8 protein-coding genes are annotated in these 12629 nt (G+C 67.6%); 1 reads left to right on the top strand and 7 read right to left on the bottom strand.

Translation table 11 applies throughout. The annotated features are described in order from the left end of the window. Positions 1–123 precede the first annotated feature (123 nt). On the bottom strand, positions 124–1740 hold the full coding sequence (locus tag FHR21_RS10545) for a carboxylesterase/lipase family protein (protein WP_221235126.1): 1617 nt from the start codon (positions 1738–1740) through the stop codon (positions 124–126). Between the two features lie 268 nt (positions 1741–2008). Here FHR21_RS10545 and FHR21_RS10540 point away from each other — a divergent pair, with 268 nt between their 5' ends. Then, the gene (locus tag FHR21_RS10540) at positions 2009–3298 is read left to right on the top strand and encodes a hypothetical protein (protein WP_184097997.1); all 1290 of its coding nucleotides are present in this window, start codon (positions 2009–2011) and stop codon (positions 3296–3298) included. Between the two features lie 7 nt (positions 3299–3305). Here FHR21_RS10540 and FHR21_RS10535 read toward each other — a convergent pair whose 3' ends face one another. The 6 genes from FHR21_RS10535 to FHR21_RS10510 all read right to left on the bottom strand — a co-directional run bounded on the left by FHR21_RS10535 (position 3306) and on the right by FHR21_RS10510 (position 12284). Continuing rightward, positions 3306–4973: an MFS transporter gene (locus FHR21_RS10535; protein ID WP_184097995.1), complete on the bottom strand. Its 1668-nt coding sequence runs from the start codon at positions 4971–4973 to the stop codon at positions 3306–3308. Between the two features lie 69 nt (positions 4974–5042). Continuing rightward, complete coding sequence (locus FHR21_RS10530) at positions 5043–5942, bottom strand: SDR family NAD(P)-dependent oxidoreductase (RefSeq protein WP_184097993.1); 900 nt, start codon at positions 5940–5942, stop codon at positions 5043–5045. Between the two features lie 95 nt (positions 5943–6037). Beyond that, the gene (locus tag FHR21_RS10525) at positions 6038–6736 is read right to left on the bottom strand and encodes a TetR/AcrR family transcriptional regulator (RefSeq protein WP_338113128.1); all 699 of its coding nucleotides are present in this window, start codon (positions 6734–6736) and stop codon (positions 6038–6040) included. 46 nt (positions 6737–6782) lie between these two features. Next, entirely contained in the window at positions 6783–8348 is a 1566-nt protein-coding gene (locus FHR21_RS10520; RefSeq protein ID WP_184097989.1) for an AMP-binding protein, read from the bottom strand. Then, entirely contained in the window at positions 8345–9976 is a 1632-nt protein-coding gene (locus tag FHR21_RS10515; RefSeq protein WP_184097987.1) for a carboxylesterase/lipase family protein, read from the bottom strand. Before FHR21_RS10515 ends, FHR21_RS10520 begins: the two co-directional genes overlap by 4 nt. Positions 9977–9992: 16 nt before the next feature. Then, the gene (locus FHR21_RS10510; RefSeq protein ID WP_184097985.1) at positions 9993–12284 is read right to left on the bottom strand and encodes a TonB-dependent receptor; all 2292 of its coding nucleotides are present in this window, start codon (positions 12282–12284) and stop codon (positions 9993–9995) included. Between the last annotated feature and the right edge of the window lie 345 nt (positions 12285–12629).

Here is a 12629-nt window from a genome sequence, read left to right as displayed (position 1 = left end):
CCGCTTGCGAGCCCCAAAAGGGCAGCCCCCACCACCGCGCGCATATCGCCTCTCCCTCCGATTTTGATAGCGCTATCATATGCGAAGATGTATGGCTGGCAAGAGGGTTTGCGCTTATGCGGATTATCGGGCGTCGGCGGGCACCGGGCCGATATCGCCGAACCATTGCCGGCCCTTCGCGCGACGACGCTTCACCACCTCTTCGCGAAATTCGAACATGCCGGGAAAGGCGTCCTGCCGAAGGGCCGGAACGGCGCCGAAGCGCATGAAATTTTCCGCCGCGCCATAAGGTGCCCACGCCGGCGCTCCGGCGGCCGACGGGATTCCCTGCGCCGCAAAGCTCGTCCAATAGTCGGTCATCTGATACGCCAGCCGGCGATCCTCCGCCCCCAGCGCCGCGGGCCAGTTGGGAGCGCCGTCCATCACTCGCCCCGCCATGCCGAAGACGAAAGGCAGTTCGCTGGCATGGAAGGCGCACAGCTTTCGCACCCGCGCCGCGTCGTAGCAATGATCGAAGACATAGAGGTAGGAGGGCTGCCCGGCCGCGCTCTGTTGCCGCACCAGTCGCTCGACCGCCCAACCATAGATCGCGTCGCGCGTCGCCGCGATCAGGCCCTCCTCCATCGCCGAGGCGGGATAGAGGCGCAGGAAGGCGGGCGCGAGGTCGCCGTAGCGCCGCCGGATGCCGGCCTCATAGGCCGCGGCATCCACGGGAACGGGAGGCACGAGCCGGCGCTGGCTGCGGACCTCACCGCTGTTGAAGCCCGCGAGCACCGGGATCTTCATCTGCTCGCCGCGGTCGAAAACGGCGACGAGCTGGTCGGGCAGGATCGCGCCGTCGACGGTCGGCTGGGCGACGAAGCGGGCGCGCAGGCCGGCCGCAACCAGCGCCTTCGCGTCGATGCGGCGCAGCGCCGCGAGGTCTTCTGCGCCGACGCTGTCGGCCAGCGCGGTTCCGGTCGCCTCGGCGGAAAGCATGCCGTAAGCGGCGACGCGCAACGCGGGCACGGCGCGCATATTGGCGCTCTGGACGATCGCCCGGCCGAACAGGCCGCGGGCGCGCGGGCTGGCGAGCAGATAGGCGATGCTGAGCGCGCCCGCCGATTCCCCCATCGCGGTGACGCGGGCCGGATCGCCGCCGAAGGCCGCGATATTGCCCCGCACCCATTGCAGCGCCGCGATCTGGTCGAGCAGGCCGTAATTGCCCGAAACGCCGTCCGGCGATTCGGCGCTGAGCGCCGGGTGCGCGAGCCAGCCGAGAACGCCGAGGCGATAGTTGATCGACACGAAGACGATGCCGCGCTTCGCATATTCGCGGCCGTCGTACATCGGGCCCGCGCTGCCGCCATATTGCAGGGCGCCGCCGTGAATCCAGACGATGACCGGTGCGTCCTTCGCCGCCTTCGGCGCCCAGATATTGAGGGTCAGGCAATCCTCGCTCATCGGCCGCGCCGGCTCGAAATAGACGCTGTCGGCGGGATAGGGCGGCTGGACGCAATCGGGGCCGAAGGCGTGCGCCGCGCGCACGCCCGGCCAGGACACGGCCGGTGCGGGCGGACGCCAGCGCCGTTCGCCGACCGGCGGCTGCGCATAGGGGATGCCCTTGAAGACGTGCAGTCCCTCGTCCCACAGCCCTGCGACGCGGCCCTGCGCGGTCGTCGCGGTCGGCGGGTCCGCGGCGATTGCCGGGACGCCGAGCCCCGCAAGCGCCAAGGTAAAGAGCGATAACAGACGCTTCATCGGCATTCCCCTTCCCGGCGGCGATGCTTGCCATCGTCCATCCCGCGATTTACGCTCACTCGTGAGTGAATATCAAGTGGTCCGGCTTTGGGGTGGTGACTCGGTTTGAAAGCGGGCGCGTGATTTCACCTTCTTCGTCACCCCGGATCAAGTCCGGGGTGACGAGACAGGGAACGGCGCCTTCCAAAGCCAGACTGCATCACCGCCGGCTTCGATGAAGAGGGACTCCGGACCGAGTTCCGACAATGCTCAAAAGGGAGACGAGGATATGTGGGGACCGACAAGGCGCAGCTTTCTGGCCGGAGCGACGACGGTGCCCCTCGCCGCGACGACGGGCCCGGCGGCAGGGACGCAGGATCGCATCGCCGCCGACCTGTCGGCCTATATCGGCTTCGGCAGCAAGCGGTCGGGCGGCGGCGGCGATACCGCCTGCGGGCATTGGCTCGCGGGCGAACTGAGCCGTGCGGGCTTCGCGGTCGAGACGCCGCCGATCGACGTGCCCTGGTTCGAGGCTGGACGATGCGAGGTCACGGTCGGCGGCGCGCGGGCGGCGCTGGAGCCGCAGCCGATCGTCGTGCCGACCTCCGCGGGCGGCGTGACGGGGCCGCTGGTGCGCGTCGATCCGCATGGGCAGGCCGACGCGCCGCTGTCCGGCGCGGTGGCGCTGGTCGACCTGCCCTATGGCCGCTGGTCGTCGGCGCTCGCCAAGCCGGTCCGCGCACCCATCGAAGCCGCGTTCGCGGGCGGCGCGCGGGCGGCGGCCGTCGTCACCAACGGGCCGACCGGGCAGGTCATCGCGCTCAACGCCGACGGCCGCGCGCCGATGTTCGCGGGGCCGGTCGGCCTGCTCGCCCCCGCCGATGCCGCGCCGTTCCTCGCCGCGGCGATGCGGCACGAGCGGGTGACGATGACGCTGACCGGGCGCGGCGGGCGGCGACCCGCGTTCAACGTCATCGGGCGGCTCGATCGCGGCAAGGGACGCTGGGTCGTGGTATCGACCCCGCGATCGGGCTGGTACGGCTGCGCGGGCGAGCGGGGCGGCGGCATCGCGGCGTGGCTCGACCTCGCGCGGCGCGCGCCGGCGATGCTGCCCGATCACGACCTCGCCTTCCTGTGCAACAGCGGCCATGAATATGAGAATCTGGGCGCCGAGGAAGCCCTGAAAGCCGCGGCGCCGAAACCGGCGGAGACGCATTTCTGGCTCCACCTGGGCGCCAATCTCGCCGCCCGCGACTGGCACGAAGGGCTGTTCGGGCTTTCCCCGCTCGCCGGGACCGATTCGCAGCGCTATCTGGTCGTCAGCCCGCCACTGCTGCCCACCGCGCGGCGGCTGTTCGCGGGGCTGGCGGGGCTCGAGAGTCCCTATTCGAGCGACGCTTTGTCGGCGGGCGAACTAAGCGCGATCATCGCCGCGGGCTATGCCTCTGTCGCCGGCGTGTTCGGGCTGCACCGCTTTCACCATGTCGCGGGCGACGACGCCCGCTGCATCGACGCGGCGAGCGTCGCGGCGACCACGGCGGCGTTCGCGACGCTGCTGGCGGAGGCGGCGCGAGCCTGAGCGCCTCCTATGCCTCGATGTCGCGCTTGTAGGTTTCGGGCAGGAAGAGGATGCCGACGACCGCGGTGATCGCGGCGAAGACGACCGCATACCAGAGTCCCTGATAGATATTGCCCGTCGCGGCGACCATCGCGAAGCCGATCGTCGGCATGAAACCCCCGATCCAGCCGTTGCCGATATGATAGGGCAGCGACAGCGAGCTGTAGCGGATACGCGCCGGGAACAGCTCGACGAGCAGCGCGGCGAGCGGTCCATAGACCATCGTCGCGAGCAGGCCGAAGATGCAGAGGATGCCGATCACCTTCACCTTGTCGACCTGGGCCGGGTCGGCGGCGGCGGGATAGCCGGCGCGGGTCAGCCCGGCGTGGAGATCCTGCTGAAAGGCGGCGATGGCGCTCTCCCGCGCCGCGCCGGTCAGCGCGCGGGGGTCGGGTGCCCGGTGGACCTCGTCGCCGATGCGCGCGACCGCGACCGTGCCGGGGGCGGCTTCGACGTTCGTGTAATTGACCCCGCTGCGCGCCAGATAGGCCTTGACGATATCGCAGCTCGTGCCGTCGAACCTGTTGCGGCCGATCGGGTCGAACTGGAACGAGCATTCGCCCGCGTCGGCGACGACCGCGACCGGCGCCTGATCGACCGCCGCCGCCATCGCCGGATTGGCCGCCACCACCAGCGCCTTGTAGAGCGGGAAATAGGTGAAGACCGCGATGACGCAGGCGGTCATCATGATCGGCTTGCGCCCGATCTTGTCGCTGAGCCAGCCGAAGAAGACGAAGCTGGGGATGATGATGGTCAGCGCGGTGGCGACGAGGAAATTGGCGGTGGCGCCGTCGACCCGCGCGATGCGTTCGAGATAGAAGAGCGGATAGAGATGCGCGGCGAAACCGATCACCGCCTGCCCCGCGACCGCGCCGAACAGCGCGAGCAGGACAAGCTTCAGGTTGCGCCATTCGCCGAACGCTTCCTTGAGCGGCGCATTCGACGTTGCGCCCGCCTGCTTCATCCGCTGGAACACCGGGCTTTCCTCCAGCTGCAGCCGGATCCAGAGCGCGACAGAGAGCAATAGGATCGAGAAGATGAAGGGAAGTCGCCAGCCCCACGCATTGAAGGTCTCGGCATCCATGAACAGGCGCAGCGACACGACGAAGGTCGAGGCGAGGATCAGCCCGATCATCGCGGTGGTCTGGATGAAGCTGGTATAGAAGCCGCGCTTTCCGGGCGGCGCATGTTCGGCGATATAGACCGCCGCACCGCCATATTCGCCGCCGATCGCAAGCCCCTGAAGCAGCCGCAGCAGCATCAGGATGATCGGGGCCGCGATGCCGATGCTGTCGTAGCCGGGCAGGAAGCCGACCGCGAAGGTCGACAGCCCCATGATCGCCATGGTGACGAGAAAGGTGTTCTTGCGCCCGACGATATCGCCGACGCGGCCGAACACCAGCGCGCCGAAGGGACGGATGGCGAAACCCGCGGCAAAGGCCATCAGCGCGAGGATGAAGCCCGTCGTCTCGTTGACCCCGGCGAAGAAGTGGACCGAGATCGCGCTGGCGAGCAAGCCGTAGAGGTAGAAATCATACCATTCGAACACCGTGCCCAGCGACGACGCGGCGATCACCAGCGTCTCGCTGCGCGCCTTCGGGGCGCCGGCCGGCGGCGCTTCGCTCTCGGTAGCCATCAGTCTCTCTCCCGTTCGATCCGGCGGTGGTGGGCTCTGTTGGCGGCCCGTCTCACCCCGAAAAAATCGTCAGCGCGCGACCGCCATGGTCGGCGCGTCGAAACCGGCGCTCGCCAGTTCGCGTTCGGCCTGCGTGAAGCCATAGGCGGGAACCACCTCCCCTTCGCGGTCCACGACGCGGTCCCAGGCGGCGACCAGCCGCTCGCCGGCATCGCCACCGTTGCCGATGAAGGCTCCATCGGTCAGCGTGACATGCGCGCTCGCGAAATGGCCGGCGCCCGCGCAGAGGATCGCGCGGGTCGGCGCGTCCTCGCCGACCAGCGCGAGCAGACCGGGGCTGACGGCCTCGGGCGCCAGCCGGGCCAGCGCGTCGGGCGCCAGCACGCCCTCGGTCATTCCCGTCGCCGCGGTGGGGGCGAGGCAGTTGACGCGGACATTGTATTTCTCGCCCTCGAGCGCGAGCGTCTGCATCAACCCGACGAGCGCCATCTTGGCGGCGCCGTAATTGGCCTGGCCGAAATTGCCGTAGAGTCCCGACGAGGAGGTCGTCATCACGATGCGGCCGAAACAGCGCTCGCGCATCTGGTCCCACACCGCCTTCGCGCAAAGGACGGCGCCCATCAGATGCACCTCGACGACGAGGCGGAAGTCGGCGAGGTCCATCTTGGCGAAACTGCGATCGCGCAGAATGCCCGCATTGTTGACCAATATGTCGACGCCGCCCCAGGCGAGCGTCGCCGAATGGACCATCGCGGCGACCTGTGCCTCGTCGGTGACCGACGCCGGCGCGGCCAGCGCGCGGCCGCCGTCCGCCTCGATCTCGGCCGCGACGCGCTCGGCCGCGGCGGCATCGGCATCGTTGACCACGACCCGCGCGCCGTGCCGCGCCAGCAGCAGCGCGTGCGAGCGGCCGAGTCCCCCGCCCGCGCCGGTCACGATCGCCACCCGGTCCTGCAATTCGCCTGTCATCGCTGCCCTCTCCCGAAATGATTATAACTCACTTGTGAGTGAATGAAAGATGCGGCGTGCGACATGCGGGGATGCCGCGCCGCCCGCGTTCCGCGTCAGCCCCTGTCCTGTTTCCGCTGCTCGCAGATTTCCCGGAAGCCTGCCGCCATGAAGCGCGCCATGCGCGCCTTGACCGCGGCATAATCGTCCGAGTGGCACAGCCCCTGCGACAATTTGTCGATGCGCCCCGTCCGCGCGAGGGTGAGCATCAGCGCGCCGGTCACGAAATGATAGCCCCAGAAGATATCCTCTTCCGCCGCGTCGGGCAGCGCCTTCTTGAGGATGTCGATCAGGCGCAAGACGACGGGATCGAAATATTTGTCCATGAACTCGGCGCCCTCGGGGCTGTTCGACGCCTGCGCGCCGAAGGCCCCGTAATTCTTCCACCCCTCGCCGCCCTGAATATAGAGGTCGAGGTCGGTGTCGAGGAAGGCGTGGAGCGCGCCCTCGACGGTGGGCTTCCCCTTTGCGGCGCGGTCATAATCGTCGAGCGCCTTCATCCGCTTTTCGATGGTGACGACCGCGCGCCGTGCGAAGACGGCGTCGAACAGCGTCTGCTTGTCGTCGAAATAATAATTGACCAGCGTGTGATGGACGCCGACGCGCTTGGCGACGTCCTTCAGCGTGACGCCGTAGAATCCGTGCTTCGAAAACAGATGTTCGGCGGTATCGAGTATCTGCTCCATCGTTTCGGCGCGCTGCTCGGCCTTGGACGGCCGTTTCGTCTGGGGTTTTGCCTTGGACGCCAAATTCACTTTCCCTTTCGAGGCCCTTGGGACGGGCGCGGCAGCATCTTCGCGCCTACACCTGACCATATTCCGCCCGCAATTGCATTTTGTCGATCTTGCCGGTCGGGGCGAGCGGCATCGGATCGACGCGGACGATCGCGTCGGGAATCCACCAGGGCGCGACGCGGCCCTTCAGCGGCGCGAGCAGGTCGTCGTCGCTGACCGACGGGTCGCACGCGATCAGCAGGATCGGCCGCTCGCCCCATTTCGGGTCGGCGCGGCCGATGACGGCGGCGAGCGACACCTGAGGCAGCGCCGCGACCAGCGCTTCGATCTCGGCAGGATTGATCCATTCGCCGCCCGACTTGATCAGATCCTTGGCGCGGCCGGTGATCGTCAGATTGCCCGCCCGGTCGATGCGCGCGAGGTCGCCGGTGTCGAACCAGCCCGCGGCGTCGGTCGCGGGCTCGCGTTGGCCGAAATAACGCTCGACGACGGTGCCGCCGCGCACTCGCAGATGGCCCTCGGCCTCGCGCTGTTCGAGCAGCGGCACCCCGTCGGCATCGGTGATGAGCAGGTCGATACCGACCGCCGGCCGGCCCGACAGCGATGCCCGGCGCGCCGGGTCACCCGGCAGCGCCGCAGTACCCAGCGGCGACAGCTCGGTCATGCCCCAGCTCGTCTGCACCTCGGCGCCCAGCCGTCGCTCGATCCGCTCCATCAGCGCCGGCGGCATCGCCGATCCGCCGACGAGGATGCGTTCGAGCGTCGGTACCTCGCCGCCTTCGGCCTCCAGATGCTCGACGAGGCCGAGCCATACCGTCGGCACGCCTGCCGCCGCGGTCACGCCCTCCGACCGGATCAGCCGCGCGAGATGCGCGCCGTCGCTGTGGCGGCCGGGCAGCACCAGCTTCGCGCCCACCGCCGGCGCCGCGAAGGGCAGGCCCCAGGCGTTGGCGTGGAACATCGGCACGACCGCGAGGATCGCGTCGCGCGCCGTCGGCCCGAGCACGTCGGCCTGAAGCTGGCGCATGGTATGCAGATAGCAACCGCGATGGGTGTAGGTGACGCCCTTCGGCGCCCCGGTGCTGCCCGAGGTGAAACAGAGGCCCGAGGGCGTGATCTCGTCGAAATCGCCCCACCGGCTATCGCGCGGCGCGGCGGCGATCAGCGGGTCGAACGCCTCGGCATCCCCCTGCCCCGCTTCGCTGTCGAGCAGCAGGATATGCCGCAACGCGGGCAGGTTCGCCCCAGCGTCGCGCGCGAGCGGCAGCAGGTCGGGGCTGACGAGCAACACCCGCGCCTCCGACTGCGCCAGCATCGAGGCGAGCTGCGCGGGAGTCAGGCGCGGGTTGAGGGTGTGGCACACCGCGCCCATCCCCATGATGCCGTACCATGCCTCCACATGCCCCTGCGTGTTCCAGGCGAGCGTCGCAACGCGGTCGCCCGGCCCGATGCCGAGCGCGGCGAGCGCGCCCGAGACGCCGCGCGCCCGATCGTGGAGTGCCGCATAGGAGATGCGCCGGATGCCTCCGTCCGCCGCGCCCGACACCACTTCGGCGTCGGGGTGCCATTTGGCGGCGTGGGAGAGGAATTTGTCGAGCGTCAGTCCGTAGGATTGCATCGATCCGTCGATCATTGGCACCCCTCGGCCTTGGGCGGCAGCGGCGGCGAGGCGAGGCCGACGTTCCAGTTCCACGGAATGTTCCCCGCGGCGCGACGGCGGCACACGACCGCTTCGTGGAGCGCGGCGGTGCCTGGGAAGAGATTGTGCGCGACGCGCGGCTCGTCCGCGAAATGGACGAAACCGCGATCATCGGCATAGTCGGGCCAGTCGGGGGCACCCGCCGCCCGCGGCTTCGCGCTGCGCGCAAAGCTCGCCCAATAATCGCCCATCGCGCGGGTCAGCTTGCGCTCGGCCAGCGTGTCGGGGATCTTCGGCCACAGCTTCGGCGTCTTGCCCGCGGTGCCGAACACATAGGGCAGCTCGGACGCATGGAAGGCATGCAGCCCCCATTGCTCCATCGCCGGATAGCCGTGATCGAAGATATAGAAATAGGCGGGCTGGCCGAGCGCCGCCTGGTTCGACACCAGCCGCTCGGCGGTCCAGCCGTACATCGCGTCGCGGGTCGCCGCGAGCATCGAATCCTCGATCGTCTTCGCCGGATAGCGCGCGAGAAAGGCATCGGCGAATTCGCCGTAACCGGCGCGGATCGCCGTTTCATAGGCAGCCGCGTCGGCGGGCGGCTTGGGCAGCAGGAAGCGCAGCGAACGGATCTCGCCGCTGTTGAAGCCGGCGAGGATCGGCACCGGCGCCTGCTCGCCGCGGTCGAACGTCTCGACGAGTTGGCGCGGCACGACCGTGCCGTCGACCGCCGGGAACGGGAAATAACCGAAGGTCGGCGGCTTGCTCGCGATATCCTCGGCCGACAGCGCGCGCAGCGCCGCGAGATCGGTCGCGCCGAGCTTTTCGGCGAGCGCCACCCCCTGCTGCTCGGCGGGCACCATGCCGTTGAGCGGTTCGCGAAGGCCGGGGGCGGAGACCATATAGGCGCTCTCGGCAATCGCCTTGGCGAACAGCCCGCGCGCCTGCGGCGCCGCCATCAGATACATCACGCTGAGCGCGCCCGCGGACTCGCCCGCAATCGTCACATTCGTCGCATCGCCGCCGAAAGCGCCGATGTTGCGCTTCACCCATTCGAGCGCCGCGATCTGGTCGAGCAGCCCGTAATTGCCCGACAGATGGTCCGGCGATTCCGCGCTGAGCGCCGGATGCGCGAACCAGCCGAACATGCCGAGCCGGTAGTTGATCGACACGACGATCATCCCGCGCTTCGCCAGCGCGCTGCCGTCGTAGAGCGGATCGCCGCCTGACCCCGTGACCAGCGAGCCGCCATGAATCCAGACGAAGACCGGCGCATCCTTCGCCCCTTCGGGCGCCCAGATGTTGAGCGACAGGCAATCCTCGCTCATCGCCGGCAGGTCCCAGCTATAGATGCTCGCCGCGCGCGGTTTCGGCTGCATGCACGCCGGGCCGAATTCGCTCGCGTCGCGCACGCCCTGCCAGTCGGGCGCCGGCCGCGGCGGGGTCCAGCGCGCGGCGCCGACCGGCGGGGCGGCATAGGGAATGCCCTTGAAGATGCGGATGCCGTCCGCCGCCTCGCCGCGCACCGCGCCCGCCGGCGCCGCGACCACCGGCTCGGCGGCGGCGGACGCCGGGAGCAACGCCGCGAGCAGGAGGGCGAAGAGCGAGGAGCGAGCGATCATCGGGCCCTGCGATCCATCAGAAACGATAGTCGGCGCGCAGGCCGATCGTCCGCGGCCGCATCCGCGCATAGCGACCGTCGAGGAAGGCTTCGGGATGGACATAGGTGATCTTGCTGGAATCGAACAGATTTTCGACATAGGCGGTGAGGTTCAGCGCCCCCAGTTTCGTCCCGGCATAGAGGTTCGTGTTGGTCCAGGCCTGCGTATAATCATAGGTCGGGCTGATCGTATCGGGATCGCCCGGCACGTTCGGGAACTGGTTCGGGAAAGAACCGGCGTGCGAGACGTTGACCGAAGCGAAAGCGGTCTTGCCGTCGCCGATCGGGAAATCATAGCGCAACGTCCCCGACCCCTGGAAATGCGGCGAGGCGAGCCGCGTGCCGAGCTCGGCGCCGGAAATCGCCGCCTCGCTGTCGGTCAGATCGGTCACCTTGGCGCGGTTGAACGACCCGTTGAGCGACAGGCTGAGCCCGGCGACCGGCCGCGCGACGAACTCGAATTCGAGGCCATAGCTTTCCGCCGCGCCGATATTGGTCGCGAACTGGATCGAATCCGACACCCGGTTCGCCTGCACCTGGATATTCTTCCAGTCGATATAATAGGCGGCGAGATTGGCGGTCAGGTCGCCGTTCAGCCAGCGGCCCTTCAGGCCCAGCTCGTAATTGGTCACACTGTCGGACTTGGCGCCGTCGGGAATGACGATGTCATTCTCGTCGATCGCGCTGACCAGCCCGGCGCGCGCATTGACGACCGGGGTGCGGAACCCCGTCGACACCGTTGCATAGGTGGTGAGCTCGGGCACCGGCTTCCACGACACGCTGGTCTTCCACGACAGGCGGTCGTCCTTGACCTTCAGCCCCTCGGCATAGGGAATCTCGGCCACGGTGAGCGGGAAATTCCGAAAGCCCGAGAGCGCGAGCGCCAGATAATTGCTGTTATAGCCGCCGCCGCGCGTGAAGCTCTGCACCTGGGTGCTGCCATAGCGCAGCCCGCCGGTGATCCAGAAATTGTCGCTGAGATGCGCGGTCACTTCACCGAAGCCGGCGATCTCCGTCTGGTCGGTATAGCTGTTGAAGCGCTGATAATATTCGTCGGGCAACCCTGTCAGCCCGCGCGCGTCGAGAAATTCCTGTGTGGAGCGATAGGCGAAATCGACCGTGCGCCGCTTGTCGTAGTAAAAGAAGCCCGCGACCCAGTCGATCGGGCCCGAGGTGCGCGAGACGAGGCGCGTCTCCTGAACGAACAGGTCGTCATAGCCATAGGCGTCCAGTGCGAAGGGAATGGTCTGCGCGAAGGTTCCCGCAAGGTCGACATAGAAGGACGCGTCATAGTCCGACAGCGTCGTCGAGCTGATGAGCTCGGCGAAGTCGAACTCGTAATTGATCGTCACATTGTAATTGGTGAGCTTGCCCTGGAACAGGTCGGGGCGATCCGAATTGCGCACGAATTTGCCGAGCGCGGGGTTGGTCAGCGCCGAATCGGCGGGCTTGCTGTTTTCATAGGAGGCGAGCAGCTTCACCTTCATGCGGTCGGTGGGCTGCATCAGCAGGATCGCGCGGCCGCCATAGGCCTCCATGCTGTTCGAATCCTTGATGCCCGTGCCGATATTGTCGACCCAGCCATCCTCGTTGCGGTAATAGCCGGTGACGCGCAGCCCCATCTCGTCGGTCATGATCGGCACGTTGAGCATCGCATTGTAACGCTGGCGTAGTGCATGCGAGCCGGTCAGGCCGAGGTCGGCGCTGGCCGACGCCTCGAAATCGTCGAGGTCGGGACTTTTGGTGATGATCCGCATCGCGCCGGCGAGCGAATTCGACCCGAACAGCGTGCCCTGCGGACCGCGCAGGAATTCGACGCGCTCGACGTCGTAGAGGTTGGGATCGAGAATCGTCGAATTGCCGTTGGCGGAGATCGGCAGCTCGTCGACATAGATGGCGACCGCGCTCTGGAGGCCGGCACTATAGCCGTTGGTGTTGATGCCGCGCGCCGTGAAATTGTTGAAATTCTGCGTCGGCCGGTTGACGACGATACCCGGCGTGTTCTGCGCGATGCCCTCATAGCCGACGATGCCGAGGTCATCGAGCTGTTCCTGCCCGAAGGCGGTGACGCTGAGCGGCACATCCTGCAGTCGCGCGGTACGGCGCGTCGCGGTCACGATGATGTCATGGTCGTCGCGCGCGCCATCGCGGGCACTGCCCTGCGCGGTCGCGTCGGCCGGCGCGGCGGTCTCGCTCGACTGGGCCATGGCGGTGGCGGGCAATGCGAACAGGGCGGCCGCGGAGGCGGACGCGAAAAGCTGAGCCTTCATACAAACTCTCCCTCCCGTCGGCGGTCGTATGCCGCCGATCCGAAGCCGGTTATCCGTCATGTTCTCACTGGAGTCAATATTCACTATCGAGTGTGTGAATAAAATAGCGAGCCATGAAGCCCATGTGCCGAAAGGTCGCGACCGGACTTTCGCCTGTGAGTGAGGAATTTTGGCCTTGAAAATTGCGAATCCCCCTCTATCCCCAAATTAACTTCAATAACGAAACTAAGGAACGAACGACATGCCCGAATGGCTGAAGCGAGGATCTGGGGTTGATGTGCGGTTGGACGCGGACCGTGCGGTTCGGGGGGTTGTGGAGGGTGTTTTGTCGGACATTGGGGCGCG

Source organism: Sphingopyxis panaciterrulae, from assembly GCF_014199295.1.
GTDB classification, from domain to species: Bacteria; Pseudomonadota; Alphaproteobacteria; order Sphingomonadales; family Sphingomonadaceae; genus Sphingopyxis; species Sphingopyxis panaciterrulae.
This window is presented reverse-complemented; position numbering and strand designations above follow the sequence as displayed.